Below are 21097 nucleotides of genomic sequence, written 5' to 3'. Positions count from 1 at the left end.
TATATTCAAACATAATACAAACAAAAATACCAATCATTTGATTGGTCTTTTAATATCTTCAAATAATCAAGCAATAGACATATCTTACCAATCAGAAATCAAATCCCTATACGTCAACCTCTCATCTGAATTAATCAATGTAAGATTAAATTGTTCCCCTAGACTTAATTTACGGATGTTATAACGATATGAAAACTCATCACAGTATAAATAAAGATGTTTTGGGCTTACGTAATGATACACCCCGATGATGCCTCTTTTAAGAAGGCTCCAAAATCCTTCAATTCCGTTTGTATGATAAGGACCTTTCTTAAATATTCCGTGACTATGTTTAATTATCTTATGGTCGTAATCACGATTCAGACCACTATATCCAGACCAACCGTCACTTACCAACACAGAACCTTTTTTAACCTTAGATTTAATTATAGGCTGTAAAGTATCTTTTTCTGCATTCTTTATAACTTTAGTATGAACTAATCCTTGGCTAAGCATTCCGAATACTACTGTTTTTGTTTCACCGCTACGACCTTGTGTATTAGCAACTTTTTTATGTTTACTTCGATTCTTATTCTTACCACCTACATAAGTTTCATCAACTTGAGTGATATCGTCAAATTCAAAATCCATTCGATTACCAACTGAATTTCGTATCCTACTTAACATGAACCAAGCTGATTTTTGTGTTACACCAATTGCTCGATGAAGTTCTACACTACTAACACCTTTCTTTCCAAGAACGAAATAAAAGATGGCCTCAAACCACTTTTGAAGAGGTATTTGGGATTTTTCGAATATTGTGCCAACAGTTACACTGAAAGGTAAACGACAGTCTTTGCATTTGTATCTCCCACGAAATTCTCCTCGAGTATTGATCTTGTAGTGATTTTCTCTTTGACTGCCACAATGAGGGCATATTGGTTTTCCGTCCCAACGTAATTTTTCCAAATGTTCCCTGCATGCTTTCTCCGTATTCAGTGTTTTCGTCATATCGGATTTGGACTTAAAAATAGAGGTAGTATTTAGTTCAATATTAGGATGTTTTGCCATAATTGATTTATTAAATATAATAAATTTTGGCGTAACGGGTAAGGTTTTACTTACCCCTTTTCTAATAGTTGTTAACAGTTTAACAGGGTCTGGAAATTGTACAACCTTAGTTTTACTGACCTTTTCAGCACATGTATTTTTAAAGATAACTCTTAAGATGTCTTCACATGTTTCGCTAAGAAAAGTAGATTCTCTTTCAGGAACGAAGTCCTCATATTCGAATTGAGAATCGTAATATTCGTAACAAGAAGTGAAATCAAATTTGATAGCTGCCATAATTTTTATCTTTTAGAATTATGGCGATATGTAACAACCTTGTTAAAAATTTTGATTCAATTTTTGAAAACAACGAAAAGGCCAGCATTTGCTGGCCTTTTGGAGTATTATTGTTAAATTATAAGTATTGGAGGAATCATCTATTAATGCATAACAATAATCATTTCAAATGCTTAAACTCAAAATTTATCTCTTTTTAAGTAAATTTATTCCTTATTTTAAAAGGAAAATGATGAATAAAAATACGATGTTCAATCTTTTTGACACAGAAATAAGAAATCACATAAATATGCTGATAGTCAATTATTCAATATGCAATCGTGTAGTAATACGTGTTCTGGAACAACTGAACCTTATATCAAAATTGTCTACACAATAAAATATCAAGCAATTGACTTTTATATTTTTACTGAATATTTTGAGAATGATATGAAAATAACAATGAGTTGTGATTTTAATAATTGCGATGAAGAATTCATTAAGATAAGTGAATACTACCAATATTTCCGTTCTATAGATAAAGCAAAACAATTACAGATATTTAATACCTTTAAACCATACATAATAAATGGTGCAATATTTTAATCGTTTAAAAATTCACCTTGGTATACTGGGTATATAGTTATCCAATATATTATAGCTTGTGGAAAAGGAGGCGGTCGTTCATCAGATGGTGCAAAACTATTAAATGAATTAGGTTATAATGCCCTTTGGCTTTGTGGAGGAACAAATAATTGGTTAAATACCAATTAACTGTAAATTATTATTTTTGAGAAACTGACAAAACCGATACATCACAATGATTTTTCATATCATTGCAATGGTTTAGCATCTTGATTTTGTCTGATTTTGTTGGGTTTAAACATTCAATGCAATGATTTTTTATAATAATTGCAATTGTTTTTTTAATAAACAAAATCATCAACAGCTTTGTCCAATTCCTCGTTTAGGATCTTTGCATAAATTTGAGTAGTTTTTATATTTGTATGTCCCATAAGACGGGAAACGTATTCAATGCGCATTCCATTATTTAGTACATTGGTTGCAAAAGTATGTCTGCTAATGTGGAAAGAAAGGTTAAAAGGAAGTTCCAGTTTCTTTCCTATTCTGTTTAACTGATGGTTGATTGAACTTGATGCATTTTCTTTTTCTTTTTGGCGATGTTCCTTATCTTTTAAATACAACTCTTTGTTTTTGATAATTGGAAAAATAAAATCGTCAGGGTCAGTATTTTCTTTTTTGTATTTCTCGATAATAGCCAAAGACACTTCACCGATTTTAAATTGAAGCTCTGCCGTGGTTCTGTTCAAAGTTTTATTAATTGTTTTTTTGATTTTGGCTTCCTCTCGGAAAAAATGTTTGTATTGTAATCCAATAACATCACCAAAACGTAAACCACCCGCATAAACTGAAAACAGGAAAATATCTTTAGCCAGTTCGGCAGGGGAGCCTTCTTTAAACGGATAATCTGCAAGAGCCGATATTTGTTCTTTTGTGAGAAAAGTTCGTTTACTTTTATTCTTTTTTAAAGTTAGTTTGCTGATTGGGTTCATTGAATCGGGAATACTATCGTCTTTTATAGCTTCTTTGAACATAACCGACAAAATCATTATTGAGTGATGTTGTGTAGTAAGACTATTATTAAGCTCGTTTACCATATAGCTCATATAGTCTTTAAGAACGGAAACAGTAATATCATCAAAATAGACATCTTTTGTCCCTAAGTAGGTTTCAAATTTTTTAAGACATTGAGTATAACTTTTGTATGTGCTTACCGAAACGCTTCCACGTATCTTTTCACATCGTTTATAAGCATATTCGAAAAAATTAGGAGTTCCTTTTCCTTTAATGGCTTCTTTGAGTTTTTTTGCAGAAACAGTTTTTACCTTTCGTTCTAAATCCGCAACCTGTCCTTCTGCATCTGCAACCTTTTGAGCAATAAAAGCATTCAATCTTGCGCTATTGGCGTGATTCTTTTTTACCCGTTTTTTTTCATCGTCCCATTCGTTTTCTTTAAGTTTTATGCCCAATGAAATAAATTTTGGTTTTCTATCCTTAATGATTCTTATATATAAAGGGCAATCTCCAGCTTTGTTTACTTGATGTTTTCTTAAAATCAGCTTAATTGAAGCCATATTTGGAAAATTAAAATGTTGTACTATATTTACAAAAGGAAGCAAAACGGTGAAATCCCACAAATACAAGGTGTTTCATTTGGATGCATCCTGAAACAAACGTACAACATTAGGTACAACAAAACAAACTTTTTCTTACATTTGTTTGCGTCGTTTTGCTTTCTTGATTTTTAAATATCCCAGCAAATACAGTGCTTTATAAGGATTTTAATGTAAAATGGTATAAAGTGGTAGTAAAGAATTTTTAGCTGGTACAGATGATTATTTAAGTGGTACTGATAGATATTCGGTGGCTGAGCCTGTCGAAGTCAAGTGGTACTGATAGATATTCGGTGGCTGAGCCTGTCGAAGTCAAGTGGTACCGAAGACTTTTTATAGGGTACAGATTATTCTTAAAGCAGCATTAAGGACTTTGATCTAAGTACTAAGAACTCTAAAGAAGGGACTAACCACTTTTTATACGTTACTAAGGACTAATTACTGGGGACTAAGTACTCTTTAAATGGTACTAAACATTCTTCAAACGGTACTAGTTACTAATCACTCTTTACTAATTACTTCAAAGATGGTACTACTAAATTTTATTGCGGTTTTCGTCAGTTCGAGTGTTTTTATGTAGTGTAACGGAATAAAAATGTATCGAGACCCTTTTCAGGGAATGACTTCTCGATACATTTTGTTCCACTGCGTTCCACAAAACATTCGAATTGACGGCAACAATGAATTAATCACTATGTCCAAAAAACACTTCATCCTTAAAATTCTACAATTCGGTCAATAGGATTTTAGTATGTGTGGTTTTTCCTGCAACTTTGGCCTATCAAAATAAACAAACCATGAATACTGTTTTTAAACTTTTATTATTATTCCTTTCTGTAGGCGCATTGGCACAAAACCAAACCGTTACGGGAAAAATCATCGACAACAAAGAAAGACCTTTAGTAGGTGCCAATGTTTACATTGACGGAACCTATGACGGTGCAACGACTGATGAAAAAGGAGAATTCACTTTCGAAACCTCCGAAAAAGGACCAAAGACCATAGTGGCGACAGCCTTAAATTATGTCGATTACAAAGCACCGGTTGTCATTGAAAAAGCACAAAACCTCGTACTGAAATTGCGCGCCAGCGTGAATGTACTCGACGCAGTGGTAATTACTGCGGGTTCGTTCAAAGCGGGTGACAACAGTAAAGCTTCGGCATTAAAACCGTTGGATATTGTGACAACGGCAGGATCAGCTGGTGATATCGTGGGTGCGTTGCAAACCTTGCCGGGTGCCCAGATCAACGGGGAAAGCGGAAGGCTATTTGTAAGAGGAGGAGAAAGTGATGAAACGCAAACCTATATAGATGGAATCCGTGTGGCGCAACCCTATGGTGTAACCGCTAATAATATGCCTACCCGCGGACGTTTTTCTCCTTTCCTTTTTAACGGAATGACCTTCTCAACCGGTGGTTATTCGGCCGAATTCGGGGATGCACTTTCGAGTGTTTTATTAATGAATTCCATTTCCGAACCTGATCAGGACAAAACCGAATATTCCTTCATGACCGTTGGTTTAGGATTCGGAAGAACCAAAAAATGGGACAAAAGTTCGTTCAGTATCAATACGTCTTATATTGATCTGGCACCGTATCAGTGGGCCATACCGCAAAACGCCGATTGGAACAAACCTTACCGAGGGATTTCAGGGGAAGCGGTTTACCGTTTAAAATTTAAAAACGGTTTACTGAAAATGTATTCGGCTTTCGAATACTCCGAATTCGATTTGAACCAAAAAGATATCAACTCAGTAGATCCGGTGCGCGTGAACAATAAAAACAATAACCTGTATTTCAATTCGTCATACAAAGGCAGTTTCGGAACGGGTTGGGGAATCCAGACCGGTGTGAGCTTTGGTTTAAACAATGTGAACTTCGACTTGGATAAGGATAATTTGAAAAACAGGGAAGTAGCCACACATTTGAAAATGAAATTGGATAAAAAGTTCTCTGACAGAGTACGTTTAGCTTTCGGAGGAGATTATTTTATTACCAATTTTGACGAAACTTTTAAACCTTCTGCCGATAACAGTTTTAACAGCGGATATAACAGTGGTGTAAGTGCTTTATTTACCGAAGCCGATATTTTCCTGTCGAAGAATGTAGCCATGAAGTTGGGTGCACGCGGAATGTATAATGATTTATTGGAAAAAGGAATTGTAGAACCAAGAGTTTCATTTGCATTCAAATCATCCCAAAACGGACAGTTTTCACTGGCATACGGTGATTTCCACCAAACCCCTAAGCAGGATTACTTAAAATACAACACCGATTTCAATTATGAGAAAACGGCGCATTACATCCTGAATTATATGTATTCGGCCAATAAAAGAACGTTACGTGCTGAAGTTTTCTACAAGGATTATAACGATTTAGTGAAATATGATACACAGACTGCGATGTACAACAGCAACTACAGTAATAATGGTTCTGGTTATGCAAAAGGATTGGATGTGTTTTGGAGAGACAGTAAAACCATTAAATATTTAGATTACTGGGTATCGTATTCGTTTATCGACAGTAAGAGGGATTTCAGAAATTACAGTGCAGAAGTACAACCAAGTTTTGTCGCCGACCATACGGTTTCGGTAGTAGGGAAGTACTGGGTAAACGACTGGAAATCACAAATCAGCGTGACGAACAGTTTTGCAACGGGAAGACCATACAATGACCCTAACCAGACACAATTCATGAACGGAAAAACTAAAGCGTATAACAGTTTGAGTTTGAGTTGGGCGTATTTGCTATCACAACAGAAAATTTTGTTCTTTTCGGTTTCGAATGTTTTGGGAAGGGATAATGTATTTGGTTATCAGTATGCTAATTCACCTGATTTAGCCGGAACATTCCAGCGCCAGGCGATAGGACAACCGGCAGACCGTTTCTTTTTCGTAGGATTCTTCTGGACCATCAGCAGTGATAAAAAAGCCAATAATCTGGATAATTTATAAGAATTATATTTTTAATTAACTTTTTGTGTGAAAATTGTGAGATTTAAAGATTGTTTATTTAATAGATTAAAGTTTTGTTAACTTAGTTAGATCTAAAAAAAAACAATCTTATGAAAAAAATTACGCTGATTTTTACATTTTTAATGCTAACAACAGCCGTTTCCTTTGGCCAGGTAACAGCTGTTGTTAATGCTCCTGTAAGTGATGCTTCGACAACACAAAACCGTGCTCCTAACGGAACCAGTGCCCACTCTTTTATGAGAGGTTCTGCACTTGCATTAGCATCAGAGTTGACCGGAATTCCGGCAAGTTCTTCATTGAGTTTATTTGGTTTTGTTACTACAGCAGGTGCAAACGTCGCCGTTACCGGAACTTTAACTGTTTATATGAAAAACAGTACCGATACTTCCTATACTTTAGGAACAAACTGGGGTACTATTATCACTGGTATGACACAAGTTTATTCAGGTACTTATACCGTACCTGCAAATGCTACCAATATTGATTTAACTTTGACTACGCCATTGGTATACACAGGTGGTTCTGTTTATGTTGCTTATGATTTTGTGAGAACCGGTACAGCTGCTACTACCCCTGCTACTTATGATTCTAATTCTACTGGGTTAGTGGGAGGATGTGTTTCGGCAGCAAGTGCATCAGCAGCTCCAACAACTTTAACCGCAACAAGTTTCAGACCTGTTATGCGTTTTGGTTATCCTAATCCTTATTCAAATGATGCAGCTGTTGAGAGTATCAATACATTAGGAAATGTAGCGAACGTGTTGAATTTACCTGTTTCTATCTCTGCTTTGGTAAGAAACAAGAGTAATGTTACAATAACCAATGTTCCGGTAAGTGCTAATATGACTGGAGCAAACACTTATACTGATACAAAAATTGTGGCTTCATTGGCACCTGGAGCATCCCAAACAGTAAATTTTAATGCCTGGACACCTACGGCTTTAGGTGCAAATACTTTAAATGTGAGCGTTCCAACTGATCAGGTGAATACGAACAACTCATCCAATTTTAATACTACTGTAAGTTGTAATGTTTATGGGGCAGCCCAAAATCCTGTAACGTATACTTCACCGGTTGGTTTTGGTACGGGTTCAGGAATCATTTGTACACCGTTTCAAACAACTGTCGCATCTACAGTAACCGGCGTAAATATTGCGATTGCAAATAATCCGGCATCTGTGGGCAGAAATGTTTATGGCGTAATTTTGAATAATGCGGGTGCTATTTTAGCTACCAGTACAAATACATTAACCATTGCAAACGGAGATTTAAATACTTTCAGAACGTTTAATTTCAGTCCTTCGGTTTCTGTTGCGGCTAACCAATTAGTATATTTCGGGATGGCTCAAACCGCTAATGCAACGGCTTATTATCCCATAAATGCTTATGCCAATCCTAATTTAACGACCACTTACTATACAACCGCTCTTGCGGGAGGGGCTCCAGCTCTTGTAGCCTCAAATTTAGGCCAGATGGGTATTGAACTGAATCTTACTGGTACTTGTACTTTAGGAGTAGATTCGGTAGATGAATTAGTTGATAATTTAACTGTATTCCCAAATCCGGCAACTACTACTTTAAATGTAAGATTACAATCTGTTGGTGAAAATGCAAGCCTTGAAGTTTATAATACAATTGGTCAGATTGTAATTCCTTCCCAAAAAATAAATACTACTGCATTTGAGCTTAATATCAGTCAGTTAACAAAAGGAGTTTATTTCTTAAAAGTAAATAGTGATAACAAGACAGGTAGTCTTAAGTTTGCTGTTGACAGATAATTCTTTTTTCTAATATTATAAAGAACCTGAGACCATGTGTTTCAGGTTTTTTTTTGTTCATTTCAGCATTGATAATTATTCTGTTTGCTAAGAAAATTTAAACATCAGAACAATTCATCCCTAAAAAACGACAGTTCGGTCAGTATAAGTTTTAAGGTAGGGATAAGCGTAGTACTTTTGGTACAGAAATTCAAACGAAGGGTTTCAGTCATCAAAAAATAAAATAGAAGTAAACTTTAACAATTAAACAAATTAAACTAAAAAATTATGGTACGATTTATTACAACAGCGGTTTTATTATTTTGTTCAGCAGTATTCGGACAAGCAAAATTTGAGCAAAGTATGGGAGAATCCCTGGCACTTTGGGGACAAGGAAAACCAACTGAAGCATCAGCAAAAATTGAAAGAATTGCCTCAGTGGAAAAAGCAAACTGGTTACCGAATTATTACATCGGAATGATCAACACCACTGAAGCTTTTAAACCGGAAAACAGAGAGAAAGCAACGGCTTTACTGGAAAAAGCGCAAAAAGCAGTTGACGAAGCAGCAATCATCAGTCCGAATAACGCAGAAATCATGGTGTTGCAGGCGTTGGTTTACACGGCATGGATTGTTCAGGATCCGATGACAAACGGAATGAAATATTCAAACAAAGCAATGGAACAGTATTTTAAAGCACAGGCAATTGCGCCAAACAACCCAAGAGTGGTTTTCTGTAAAGCAGAGTTTGAAATTGGAGGAGCAAAATGGACAGGTGCCGATACTAAACCTTTGTGTGCCCAAGTTGAGAAATCGATTGAACTTTTTGCTACATTTAAACCTGAAACAGCATTGCATCCAAACTGGGGATTGGACAGAGCTAAAAAAACATTGGAAAACTGTACTAAATAATTAAATACTAACAAACAAAATTAAAATCATGGAAAATCAAGATCAAAACAACAACAATATTTGGGGTAACATAGGAAGTAAAGTTTTTATCGGCTGTATGTTCGTGGGAATGGGAATCGGGATGTACATGGATAAAATTTCTGTAGGAACTTTAGTTGGAATGGGTGTTGGATTCATAGCTTCAGCACTTCTGAAAGCAAAACAATAAAAGATAAACCATAACCAGCATAAAAGAATGAAAGTCTCTTTCAAAGAATTATTAAAAGTGTTCCTTTTCGGATGCGGTGTATTTGTAATCATTCAGTTGATCAACCTTGCCTTCGGGAATGCAATGCCACCGGCAAATAAATTGCTTATCGGATTTGTTTACACCCAACTGTATTCATTCACTTTAGGGTATTCCAATAAAGCACTTTTTTTATATCTGGACAGAGTCTTTGTTGAAAACCGGTTTTCGGCCAAAAGAGTTATAATCGGTTTTCTGTCTTCTTTTCTGGTTTCTATGGGCGTTATTTTTCTGTTGCGTGTTTTTGAAGATGTAATCATTGAAAAGAAGAGTTTTATTGATTTTATTCGAAATGAACAGCCTGGAAATTATGTAGTGGCGGTTATCATTACACTCTTTGTTTCGGTATCGTTTTATGCCTTTTATTTTTATAAAACCTACCAGGAGAACAAAATAAAGGAACAGAAAGTCATAGCCGGAACAGCTTCGGCCCAATTTGAAAGTTTAAAAAACCAGATTGATCCACATTTCCTGTTCAACAGTCTGAATGTATTGAGTTCATTGATTGAAGAAAATCCGGACAGCGCACAGCGTTTTACCACTTCACTATCAAAAATTTACCGCTATGTGTTGGAACAGCGTGATAAGGAACTGGTTTCGGTTGAAGAAGAACTGGCTTTTGCCAAGACGTACATGAATTTACTGAAGATGCGTTTTGAAAACAGTATTACGTATGAACTTCCGGCCGATTTTGATAATCCGGAAGCCCGTGTGGTACCGCTTTCACTTCAGCTTTTGCTTGAAAATACAATCAAGCACAATGTGGTAAGCGAGAAAAAACCGCTGCACATCAGGATTTATGTCGAAAACAATTATCTGATTATTGAGAACAACCTGCAAAAGAAAGAAGTCTTGCAGGACCGTAAGGGAGTTGGTTTGCAAAATATCGTGAACCGGTATGCGCTGATTTCGGAACGGAAGGTACTCATAGAAGAAAACAACGATTATTTTAAAGTGAAAATTCCAATACTGACAAAACAAATTGCTTATATGGAAACTGAAAATATATACAATGAAAATGTTGCTTATGCCAAAGCAAGAGAAAGAGTAGAGAAGCTGAAAGGATTTTACGGAAACCTGATTTCTTACTGCTGTGTTATTCCGATCCTGATTTTTATTAATCTGCAAACTTCCCACGGATTCCAGTGGTTTTGGTTTCCGATGCTGGGATGGGGATTCGGGGTGTTAATGCATGCTTTTGAGACTTTTGGTTACGGTAAAAACTGGGAAGAAAGAAAAATTAAGGAAATCCTTGATAAACAGAACGGAGTAAACAATAAATGGAAGTAATCATGGAGAAATATTCATCACCGGAAAATACCCTTGAAGAATTGGCCAGAAAAAGAGTTCGTAAAATCAAAAACTTCTATGGCCATCTGTTTATTTATCTGATCGGAGTTGCTGTTTACATCAGCAAAACGTATTATGGCGTTCCTTTGAATTTTATACCGCTAAATTACATTAACGAAGTATTCATGTGGATTTGGACTTTTATAATGGCAATGGACGGGATTAAGCTCTTCTTTAGCGAAAGAGTGTTAGGAGACAGTTGGGAGCAAAAGCAAATCAGCAAAATAATGAATGAGGGAAAAAATGACATTAAAAAAGAATAATAATCATGGAATCATATAACAAAGAAGAATACGATAAATACCAAAGAGCCCGGAAACAGGTTGATGCCATTAAAGGGTTTTACGGAAATCTGATTTCGTATGTTTTGGTCAATTTGTTTTTATTGTTTATCAATTTGAAGTTTTCACCTGATCATATCTGGTTCTTTTGGCCGATGCTCGGATGGGGTGTAGGCGTTTTATTCCACGGAGCCAAAGTATTCAACTGGTTTCCGTTTATGAACAAGGAATGGGAAGAGCGTAAGATCAAAGAATTTATGGAAGAAGAAAAACGAAACCAAAATAAACAGTACTAATATGAGTATCGAAAGCAGACGTGAGAGACGTACGGAACGCAGGGCATTCAAGGATTATGTTCCGGCTACTCCTGAAGAAGCTAAATATTATGAAGCGGCTAAAAGAGTCAAAAAAATAAAAGGTTTTTATACCCATGCAGCTGTTTATATCATGGTTAATGTGATGATTATAATCATCAATATCCAGGAATTGGATCCGGGAGAATCATATTTTCAGTACCATAATTTTTTTACGGCTTTTTTCTGGGGATTAGGATTGTTAGCCCATGGTCTTTCCTTATTTTTACCGGGAATGCTCTTTGGGGATAACTGGGAAGAAAAGAAGATTAAGGAGTTAATGGAAAAGGATAAATCCAACAAATGGGAGTAATTGAGTTTGAAAGTCACAAAGTTACAAAGTTGAGTCCTTAACATAAGGAAAAGTAAAATTTAGAAATTAGAAATGAATATCATTATTATAGAAGACGAGAAGCCGGCTGCCCGTTTATTGCAACGAAAAGTGGAGAAACTGGGATTAAATGTCAGCACCATGTTACATTCGGTTGAAGAATCGTTGGACTGGTTTCAGAATAATCCCCATCCGGATCTTATTTTTCTGGATATCCAATTGTCGGATGGCTTGTCTTTTGAAATATTTGAAGCTATTGATATCAAGAGCGCCATTATTTTTACTACAGCTTATGATGAGTATGCTTTGCGTGCCTTCAAACTGAATAGTATTGATTATTTACTGAAGCCTATTGATGAGGATGATCTGGAAGTGGCTGTGAAGAAATTTAAAATGAGGACGCAAACCAATTCAGGATCGAATTTATCGCTCGATTTTGAAATGATCAAACAGATGTTGGTGAATCCTGTCGATAAAAGCTATAAGAAACGTTTTACGGTGAAGGTTGGGCAACAGCTGAAACTTATTCCGGTTGATGAGGTTGAATGCTTTTACAGTGAAAATAAGGGAACTTACCTGCATACGGTTGATAACAGGGATTATTTGCTCGACGGAACTTTGGAGCAGTTGGAAAATGATCTGGACCCGAAAGATTTCTTCCGTGTGAGCCGTAAATTCATCATTCCGATGAAAGGAATCAAGGAAATACAGGTACACACTAATTCGCGCCTGAAAATCATTCTGTCAACTTATACAGAAGATGAAGTTATCGTGGCACGTGAGCGTGTTAATGACTTCAAAGAATGGATTGGTTAATTACTTCAGATAAGTATCAATCAATTGGGTGAAATCATTCTGCATCTCTTTTGAAATATCATGCTGAACGCCATTGTACGTGGTTATTTCAGCATTAAAATATTTCTTCTTAAGAAGTTTGATATGTTCCAAAGCTGTTTTTATGGGAACAATCGGATCTTCTTCTCCATGAAAAGCATGGATGGTAGCCGTATCTTCCGATTTGCTTTGTGAAATTAATCGATTGTCAATTGTTGCTAAAAGCGGACAGGAAAGTCCAACTAGGCTACTGAATTGAATGCCAATAAAATAACTCAAGTCTCCTCCTTGTGATGCTCCTATGATTACCGGTTTTTTTATAGAGGGATATTTTTTAGAAGCCGATGCTATAAACCTAACCAGTTTGCCTCCTTCGTTTACTATCACTTTCTTCTTTGCATCTGTTGTCATTTTATAATAGTTCTCAGGATCAACCGGATAAAATGAAAAACCTTCTTTGAAAGGATAAGTTCCCTGCAACAGTAAAATACGGGCCGGACTTTTGATATCTTTTAAATAAACTGAAAACTCATCCGGATTGGAACGCATCCAATGCAAACCAATGATTATCGGTAATTTGTCATCTGCCGGTGAAGCATTGACCACTATTTCTTTGTATTGGAATCCGGCTAATTCTTTTAGGGTATTTTGTGACCAAATAGTATTTTGGAACAAAAGCACAAGAAGAACTAAAACAGTTTTTATTGTCATTTTCATAGTTTGTTATGCAGTTTGCTTTTTAGCTTCCAGAATCATGTAAAATTGTATTCCGAACAATATAGAAGCCAGAACAAGGTGTATGGCCTGACTTCCGAAAGGGAAATCAATATAGTACATTGCCATTCCCGAAACAATTTCAGCTAAAAGCAACAGCATTACCCAGTTGATTTTTCCGAAGCCTAAATTGAAGCGTTTGTTTCTCAGGTATAAAAATAAATTGGCCAAAAACACCACAATTGAAAAAGTTCTGTGGAAATAGAAACTTATTTCAGGGTTACTCAACCATTGTGATGATTCGCTTACACCTGATTTTACCTGCTCATCCACAAATTGACGTACCTGTGTGCCTAAAACCACTTGAACCAATGTCAGGATTAATGTAATCCAAAGAATGTTACGGAACATTGGGTTAAAAACTACGTTGTTGGCTCTAGGATTAGCTAAGTGGATTATATACAGGATAAAGGCAACAATGACTAGAGCCATCACCATATGAATGGTTATTTTGAGTGGGTTCAGTACTGAATATACAACGGTAGCGCCCAGCCATCCCTGGAATCCCATCAGGAATACAACAAGCCATGACAACAAAGTGATTTTTTTATTCTTTTTCCATTGTCTGAAAGAAGCTACAGCCATAATAAAGCAGGCTAATCCGGCTAAGGCGCCCACTAAACGGTTACCGTATTCGACCCAGGTGTGTAGCGGATTGAAAATGGCGTAATCGTGTTTGGTGTACGGTTCCCATTGCGAAGCATCAAATGTTTTTCCGGTCAGGCAATCTTCTTTTGCCACAAACAACGCTTCGTCTTTAATGATAACCATTCCTTTTTTGAATACACGGTTTTCTGCCCATGTCAATTCTTTGATGTCTGTTGGCGGAATATAATACCCAAAACATTTCGGCCAGTCAGGACAACCCATTCCTGAACCGGTCATGCGTACTAAAGCTCCTGCTATAATTACAAGATAAACGAATATAAGGGCGGTTTTTGCTATTTTGTTGAAGTTCATTTTTTTAGAGTTACTGAGTTACAAAGTTTCAGAGTTATAAAGTCTCTTTGATTTTGTTGATAAAAGAGCTAATCATTCGTTCCAGTTCTCTGGTAATTTCAAATATAGAATTAAATTGAGTTTCATTAATATATTTTAGATTGAATGCAATTTCAATTTGTGTTTGATATTCAAATAAAGAACTGATAGATATTGTTAAAACCGATGATAATCCTTATTGGTTTGTCTTCCGAATCCTTCAGCAATATTACTTGGGATAGAAATACATGATCTTCTAATTTGAGATGTTAATCCAAACAGTTCATCTTTTGGGAAATTTGAAGTTAGAGAGTAAGTCTCTGTTACTAAAATCATTCCTTTTTGCCAAATGAGTAAATCTCTGAATGTTTTCATTTTCTTTTTAACTCTGTAACTCTGCTACTTTGCAACTTTTTTTAACCCCATTTTCTCGGCTTTCTTCATGACAAAATCATAAGCAGCCTGGTATTCATTTGGTATCTCACCTTCAAGGATAGCTTCTTTTACAGCTTCTTTCAATACACCGATTTCCCTTGAAGGTTTCAGATTGAAGATTTCCATGATTTCTTCCCCGGTAATAGGTGGCTGAAAAACTCTTACGCGGTCACGTTCTTCTACTTCAACGATCTTTTCGCGTACAATTTTGAAGTTATTATGGTATTTCTGGAATTTCTTTGGATTTTTGGTTGTAATGTCGGCTTCACAAAGTGTCATTAGGTTTTCCACATCTTCACCGGCATCAAAAACCAACCTTCTTACGGCCGAATCAGTAACAATATCTTGTGCTAATACAATAGGGCGCGAACTCATTATGACCATTTTCTGGACAAATTTCATCTTGTGGTTTAAGGGCATGTGCAATCTTTCAAATATTTTCTTGACCATTTTACCACCCAGAAATTCATGTCCGTGGAAAGTCCATCCCTGTTTTTTATTATAACGTTTGGTTGGTGCTTTTCCGATGTCATGTAACAAAGCACTCCAGCGTAGCCATACATCGTCAGTATTCGGGCAGATATTGTCTACAACTTCAAGGGAGTGGTAGAAATTGTTTTTATGGGTATGTCCTTCTACTTCTTCCACATTGTTTAAAGCCGTAAGTTCCGGAAGGATGATATCCAGTAATCCGGTTTTGTAAAGTAGTAAAAAACCAATGGAAGGTTTTGACGACATCAGTATTTTATTCAGTTCGTCTACGATTCTTTCTCCTGAAATAATTTGCAGGCGATCTTTGTTTCTTCTGATTGATTCCAGCGATTCGGTTTCGATTTCGAAATGTAGCTGTGAGGCAAAACGGATGGCACGCATCATGCGTAGCGGATCATCAGAATAGGTGATGTCTGGATTTAAAGGGGTGCGGATGATTTTATTTTCCAAATCGGTTACACCGTCAAAAGGATCGACCAATTCACCAAAATTTCCTGCATTTAATGATAAAGCCAAAGCATTGATGGTGAAATCCCTACGGTTCTGGTCGTCCTCAAGAGTCCCGTTTTCAACAACCGGTTTGCGGCTTTCAAATTGGTAACTTTCTTTACGGGCACCCACAAACTCGATATCCATATCTTCATAGCGGAGCATGGCGGTACCGTAGTTTTTAAAAACCTGTACTTTTGGGTTGTGTGGAATCAGCTCCGATACTTTCAGGGCAAGATCGATACCGCTGCCTACAGCAACAATATCGATGTCTTTTTTATGATTCCGGTTTAAAAGTATGTCGCGCACAAATCCGCCTATAACATAGCATTCTATGTTAAGTTCTTTAGCGGCCTGTGTTACGATGCTGAAGATATTATTTTCTAAATGTTGTTTGTAATTCATGTTTTACCGCAAATTCGCAAATTGTTTTTTTGTGTCAATTATGCGTTTATATTCTAATGAAATGAGATTAAAATTTGCAAGTATTGCTAATTGGTGACCTGATATTTTCAAATAATTAAGACATTGATTGTAGTGAGAAGCATTAAAACATTCAACTGTTTTAACTTCAAGGATAATTTTGTCATCAATTACAAAATCTGCATAAAATTTATGTTTTAATACAATGTCTTTGTATTTTACAGCAAATTCTTTTTCTCTTTCAAATAAAATATTTCTGTTATTTAATTCATACTCGATTGCATCTTTGTAAACAATTTCGGAAAAGCCTTTGCCTAATTGCTTATGGACTTCAAATAAAATACCAATTATAGAATAGCTTTCTTCTTTATATAGATAATCTTCGTTGGTCATATAATGAATAATTTGCGAATTAGTGGTCTTCTTTATTTTCTTACGATTTTAACCTGACTGTCGGCGGTTAATTTGATAATGGTTGAAGGTTTGTCGCAAATCTTGTCGTGGTGCAAATTTACTACATAGTCGACACCTTTTATAATTTCAGGTGAAATTTCTTTGAACGACTTTGGTGTGGGTTGACCTGAGATATTGGCAGATGTGGAAACCAAAGGCTTTTTCATGCGTTCCATCAGTTTGAAACAAAATGGTTCTTTCACTAAACGTACGCCTAATGTTTTGTCTTCGGCGATAACATTTTCGGCTACATTTTTAGGGTTGTCCAGTATAAGTGTGGTAGGCTTTTCGGATAAGTCCAGAATTTGCCAGGCGACTTCCGGAATATCCTTGAAAACATTGTACATCATACGCTCCCCATTCATCAGTACGATCATGCTTTTGCTTTCTTCCCGTTGTTTTAAAGCATAAATTTTCTTTATAGCTTCCGGGTTTGTGGCATCACATCCGATTCCCCAAACCGTATCTGTCGGGTAAAGAATTATACCTCCGTTTTTGATGACTTCGTAAGCGTTGTGTACTTCTGTATTGATATCCATAATTATATTTTATCGGGTAAAACGAAATAATTACCTATTATTTTATTGTACTCCAAAGGTAAGTAAGCTTTTGTTCCGTTTGTTGGGTAGAAAGTCATTTCCCCGAAAATAGTTTTATTTTCGATCGAATATAAATCAACCCTTACAAAAGGAATGTCTTTAGATAGTGTTTCGGCTACATAGATCATATCCTCCAGGTTTGAAGGTTTTTCTACATCTCCGGTGTAAAATGGATTTTTCTCGGTGTAAAAAGGAAGCTTTTCCCAATTCGTGTCATAATAACATCTGTAATCATTCACTTTGCGCTCCATGTCCACCTGAATGAATTTTATTTCACCGTTAAAACAAAAAAACTTGTAATCATTGATGATTTCGTTTTTAGAATCTTCCAGGTATTTTTCGGCAACAATTAATGGCTCGAGATTTTTATAAGACCATTCCTTTCCTTTGTTGTAAAAATTCTTTTTCTGCCACTTTTTCAAAAGACTTCCTGTTTGTTTGAAGCAGATGTCTTTTTTGTTTTTTACCAGTAAATTAAACCCGCTGCCATGAACACATTTCAATACGAATTTTTCGGGTAGCTGTTCGTAATTAATCTGACAGGGCGTTTTGTAAACCCCCAGTAATTCGTTTAAATATTTTTCACCTACTTTTTGCCTGATGTACTCTCTTACATTGTATTTATCGGCAAGCTGTCTGAAAACAGGATCTTTGTAGTAAATTTTATACCATTGGATCTTTTCGTTAAATGTTTCCGGGTTTTTTAGATTGGGCTTCTGTTTAGTAATGGATTCATACTGAATGGGTATGTACATTTCCGGGGGAAGAAACTTCATCTTTTTCAGGAATGAAATAAATACTTTTCTTGGGGTATTGTAGTTTTTTATTTTCATTAGCAGGCTATATATTTTGCAATAATAGTGAATAGTTGTTAAAATAATTAAAAGAAACTTTTTATTAAATGGTAAAGAATAACAATTTGTGATAAAAATGGTCTTGATTAAAATGATATATTTGTTAAAAAATACTTAGTACCTACTTATGAGATTACTTCAGATAACAGCTTCAAAGGGATGGAGAGGACATGAACAGAAAATTATTTATCTGTATGAAGCGTTCAGGGATTTTGGTTATGTTGAAGATCAGTGGATTATCTGTCCAAACAATTCAGAAGTTTACCGGATTGCCAAAGAAAAAAACATGCAGGTTTTCGGTTATGATATTAAATCAGAATATGATTTGAAATTTGCCAAAGACCTGAAAAAATTTGCCGAAGAGCATAAAGCGGATGTGGTTTTTATCCATAACAGTGAGTCGCATACGCAGGCGGTACTGTCTTCATTACTTTTCGGACTGAAAGTTCCATTGGTATTGTGCCGTACATTGATCAAAAGAGTGGATACCAATTTTTTCAGAAAATGGAAATACAATTACAACGGAATCAAAAAGATAATCTGTGTTTCGTATCCGGTTGTCGAGGTATTGAAATATGCCGTAAAAGACCATAGCCGATTATGTGTGGTAGGTAGCGTTACCGATATCAACAAATTCCCGAAAAAACATAAAACCGGCTTGCTTCATAAAGAATACAATATTCCTGAAGAGTATAAAATAATCGGAAATATTGCTGCTTTTACCGGCTTTAAAGACCATAAAACCTGGGTGAATACCGTTGCCGAACTGCATAAAAGAGGTTTGAAAGCAAAATATATTCTTGTGGGTGACGGACCTATGGAAGCTGAAATACGCAATCAGGTGAAGGAACTCGGACTTGAGAACGAGATTATTTTTGCCGGATTCAGAAAAGACATCCCGGAAATTTTACCGGAATTCGATTTATTTTTATTTACCTCTAATAATGAGCCTACTGGTGGCGTTCTATTAGAAGCATATGCGTGTCACGTACCAATTGTTGCTGCAAATGCCGGCGGGATTCCGGAAGTTGTGGTTAACGGTGAAACTGGTATGCTGGCCGAAGTAGGTAACCCTGTAAGCTTTGCGGATCATGTGGAAACGCTGATTGGAGATACTGATTTGCAAAAGAAGTTTATTGAAAATGGGTACCGGTTTTTGACAGAGAACTTTACAAAAGAAGTTATTGCACGTAAAATGTTTGAAGAATTGAACGAAGTGGTAATGAGTAACAAAAAGTAAAATGAATTTTTTCACACGGAAATTTTATCAGGTGTATCTGGAATGGTTAAAGGCTTTCTCATCTGATGATGCGGAAGTGTCTAAAATTCAGTATTTCCTTAAAACAGGGAAGGAACTGAATTTGGATGATCCGAAAACTTTTGCAGAAAAAATGCAATGGTTAAAATTGTATTATTATGATGAAAGTTTCGGGAAATTTGCCGATAAATACCAATGCCGTCAGGAGGTCAAAGAAAGAGTAGGAGAAGATGTCCTGATTAAATTACTGGCTGTGTATGATTCGGTTGATGCCGTGGATTTTGAAAAATTACCCGAAAAATTTGCTTTGAAATGTTCACACGGATCAGGGTTTAACCTGATTGTACATGATAAATCCAGACTTGATATCGAGAAAGAAAAAATCAGGCTTGAAAAATATATGACCCAGAATTATTATTATAAATTCAGGGAGAAAATTTACAAAGACCTGATGCCAACCATTGTCGTTGAAGAACTTTTGGAACAGCCGGACAGTTGTGAACTGATTGATTATAAATTCCAGTGTTTTGATGGTGTTCCTGCTAATGTGCTCATCAAAGCTAAAGAAGACGGCGTTTGCAAAATGGCTATCTATGATTTGAACTGGAATAAACTGGAAGGGGATACTTCCTGTAAAAAATATTTTCAGGGAGAATTGCCAAAACCGGACAACTTCGAACAAATGAAGGATGTGGCAGCCAAACTTTCAAAAGGATTTCCTTTTCTGAGAGTCGATCTGTATTCGATTAACGGCAAAGTGTATTTTGGGGAAATGACTTTTATCCCGAACGGTGGTGCAAAAGACCCGCTGATCAGTAAGTTAAATGCTATTTATGGCGATTTAATCCGTATTCCGGTTCATAATGCGGCCTGTTTGCTTTTTGGTTTTATTTTAGTTTGTAAACGCCTAATTTACGTTTTAGAACCTTACTGAATAATACCATCTTAACGTAAAGGAAATTTTTAAGGCTTAAAAACCACCATGCTTTGAACGGAGTCAGTTCATTCAGGAGTTTATCGTTTATTGCTGTAGATAAAATGAATTCGTCATTGATGTTTTCCCATTTGATATTCCCGTAACCGTCAAATTCATTCACTTTGTTTTTCTCGTGGATGATGGATAACCATAGTCTTTTGTTTGTGATCTGGGTAATGCGGGTTTCTTTTTTCCACATGTTATGATCACTGAACCAAACGGTTTTCGGATTTTCATTCTTCTCAATCAAACTGATAAACGGATTGAAAATGTGTTCTTTCTTTCCTAAGATAAAATCTGGCTTAACCTGAAGCGAATAACCGTTGATAATATCAATGGCTCTGTATTCCTGCGATGCAAACTGTTTTTGTACTTCATCAATGAAATATTTACTGATACTGTCGTCATTGTCAATGCGTGAGGTAATCAAATGTGATTTTCCATGACTGTTGGCAGTAATGTACTTTTGGATTTCATCATAAAATACCGGCATTCCGTCAATGAAAAAAACCTTGATATTTTTGAAGTTCTGTGTTAATTCGGCTATTCTTATCTTGAATTTATCGCTTGTCGTGATATCAAAAAACAGTAACCATTCAAAATTTTGGTTAACCTGTGCCGTTACCGAAGGGAAACAAAAGTTTTCAAACAGCCACATCCTGTCTTCCATCCATTCATCTGTAAGTAATGATTCGTTGTTTTTAGTCACGTCCCATTTAGGGTTTCTAAGATTGAAGCGGGTGATAAGATAGTGGTCGAACATCTGAAAAACTATAATTTGGTGTAA

20 protein-coding genes and 1 pseudogene are annotated in these 21097 nt (G+C 36.0%); 11 read left to right on the top strand and 10 right to left on the bottom strand.

The features are described 5' to 3' along the window. Positions 1–84: 84 nt before the first annotated feature. Positions 85–1326, bottom strand: coding sequence for an IS1595 family transposase (locus tag NAT51_RS09230; protein WP_250598250.1), 1242 nt, complete (start codon positions 1324–1326; stop codon positions 85–87). 905 nt (positions 1327–2231) lie between these two features. After that, positions 2232–3506 carry a site-specific integrase gene (locus tag NAT51_RS09225; RefSeq protein WP_250598238.1) on the bottom strand — a complete coding sequence of 425 codons (1275 nt, stop codon included), beginning with the start codon at positions 3504–3506 and terminating at the stop codon, positions 2232–2234. Positions 3507–4297: 791 nt separating this feature from the next. Between NAT51_RS09225 and NAT51_RS09220 the strand changes: the two genes are divergently transcribed. The 9 genes from NAT51_RS09220 to NAT51_RS09180 all read left to right on the top strand — a co-directional run bounded on the left by NAT51_RS09220 (position 4298) and on the right by NAT51_RS09180 (position 12561). Further along, positions 4298–6454, top strand: a complete 2157-nt coding sequence (locus NAT51_RS09220; RefSeq protein WP_250598236.1) for a TonB-dependent receptor — start codon at positions 4298–4300, stop codon at positions 6452–6454. 110 nt (positions 6455–6564) lie between these two features. Further along, a complete protein-coding gene (locus NAT51_RS09215; protein WP_250598234.1) occupies positions 6565–8253 on the top strand; it encodes a T9SS type A sorting domain-containing protein in 1689 nt (562 codons plus the stop codon). 267 nt (positions 8254–8520) lie between these two features. Next, on the top strand, positions 8521–9144 hold the full coding sequence (locus NAT51_RS09210) for a hypothetical protein (RefSeq protein WP_250598232.1): 624 nt from the start codon (positions 8521–8523) through the stop codon (positions 9142–9144). Positions 9145–9172: 28 nt separating this feature from the next. After that, the gene (locus NAT51_RS09205; RefSeq protein WP_250598230.1) at positions 9173–9352 is read left to right on the top strand and encodes a hypothetical protein; all 180 of its coding nucleotides are present in this window, start codon (positions 9173–9175) and stop codon (positions 9350–9352) included. 27 nt (positions 9353–9379) lie between these two features. Beyond that, positions 9380–10720: a 2TM domain-containing protein gene (locus NAT51_RS09200; RefSeq protein WP_250598228.1), complete on the top strand. Its 1341-nt coding sequence runs from the start codon at positions 9380–9382 to the stop codon at positions 10718–10720. Between the two features lie 2 nt (positions 10721–10722). Continuing rightward, a complete protein-coding gene (locus tag NAT51_RS09195; RefSeq protein WP_250598226.1) occupies positions 10723–11043 on the top strand; it encodes a 2TM domain-containing protein in 321 nt (106 codons plus the stop codon). Positions 11044–11048: 5 nt separating this feature from the next. Continuing rightward, positions 11049–11357 (top strand): 2TM domain-containing protein, encoded by a 309-nt coding sequence (locus tag NAT51_RS09190; protein WP_250598224.1) that lies wholly within the window; start codon positions 11049–11051, stop codon positions 11355–11357. A gap of 1 nt (position 11358) precedes the next feature. Next, positions 11359–11727, top strand: a complete 369-nt coding sequence (locus tag NAT51_RS09185) for a 2TM domain-containing protein (protein ID WP_250598222.1) — start codon at positions 11359–11361, stop codon at positions 11725–11727. 72 nt (positions 11728–11799) lie between these two features. Then, a complete protein-coding gene (locus NAT51_RS09180) occupies positions 11800–12561 on the top strand; it encodes a LytR/AlgR family response regulator transcription factor (protein ID WP_250598220.1) in 762 nt (253 codons plus the stop codon). On the opposite strand, the gene NAT51_RS09175 is transcribed toward NAT51_RS09180, so the two are convergent. From NAT51_RS09175 to NAT51_RS09145, 7 genes and pseudogenes are all read right to left on the bottom strand, one after another. Next, positions 12562–13290 carry an alpha/beta hydrolase gene (locus tag NAT51_RS09175; protein ID WP_250598218.1) on the bottom strand — a complete coding sequence of 243 codons (729 nt, stop codon included), beginning with the start codon at positions 13288–13290 and terminating at the stop codon, positions 12562–12564. Positions 13291–13302: 12 nt separating this feature from the next. Beyond that, complete coding sequence (locus NAT51_RS09170) at positions 13303–14313, bottom strand: COX15/CtaA family protein (protein WP_250598216.1); 1011 nt, start codon at positions 14311–14313, stop codon at positions 13303–13305. 34 nt (positions 14314–14347) lie between these two features. Next, positions 14348–14667 (bottom strand): annotated as a pseudogene (locus NAT51_RS09165) (four helix bundle protein). 63 nt (positions 14668–14730) lie between these two features. Beyond that, the gene (locus NAT51_RS09160) at positions 14731–16152 is read right to left on the bottom strand and encodes a CCA tRNA nucleotidyltransferase (RefSeq protein WP_250598214.1); all 1422 of its coding nucleotides are present in this window, start codon (positions 16150–16152) and stop codon (positions 14731–14733) included. 3 nt (positions 16153–16155) lie between these two features. After that, positions 16156–16563, bottom strand: coding sequence for a GxxExxY protein (locus tag NAT51_RS09155; RefSeq protein ID WP_250598212.1), 408 nt, complete (start codon positions 16561–16563; stop codon positions 16156–16158). A gap of 32 nt (positions 16564–16595) precedes the next feature. After that, on the bottom strand, positions 16596–17162 hold the full coding sequence (locus NAT51_RS09150; RefSeq protein WP_250598210.1) for an L-threonylcarbamoyladenylate synthase: 567 nt from the start codon (positions 17160–17162) through the stop codon (positions 16596–16598). Between the two features lie 2 nt (positions 17163–17164). Beyond that, entirely contained in the window at positions 17165–18055 is an 891-nt protein-coding gene (locus NAT51_RS09145) for an ATP-grasp fold amidoligase family protein (RefSeq protein WP_250598202.1), read from the bottom strand. Positions 18056–18203: 148 nt separating this feature from the next. Here NAT51_RS09145 and NAT51_RS09140 point away from each other — a divergent pair, with 148 nt between their 5' ends. Continuing rightward, positions 18204–19316: a glycosyltransferase family 4 protein gene (locus tag NAT51_RS09140; protein WP_250598200.1), complete on the top strand. Its 1113-nt coding sequence runs from the start codon at positions 18204–18206 to the stop codon at positions 19314–19316. Between the two features lies 1 nt (position 19317). Further along, positions 19318–20268 carry an ATP-grasp fold amidoligase family protein gene (locus NAT51_RS09135; RefSeq protein ID WP_250598198.1) on the top strand — a complete coding sequence of 317 codons (951 nt, stop codon included), beginning with the start codon at positions 19318–19320 and terminating at the stop codon, positions 20266–20268. On the opposite strand, the gene NAT51_RS09130 is transcribed toward NAT51_RS09135, so the two are convergent. After that, on the bottom strand, positions 20222–21073 hold the full coding sequence (locus NAT51_RS09130; protein WP_250598196.1) for a glycosyltransferase: 852 nt from the start codon (positions 21071–21073) through the stop codon (positions 20222–20224). The genes NAT51_RS09135 and NAT51_RS09130 overlap by 47 nt on opposite strands. Positions 21074–21097: the final 24 nt, after the last annotated feature.

Source organism: Flavobacterium amniphilum, from assembly GCF_023634845.1.
Classification (GTDB): domain Bacteria; phylum Bacteroidota; class Bacteroidia; order Flavobacteriales; family Flavobacteriaceae; genus Flavobacterium; species Flavobacterium amniphilum.
Note: the sequence above shows the minus strand (reverse complement) of the source record. Positions and strands in the feature narration are given on the sequence as shown.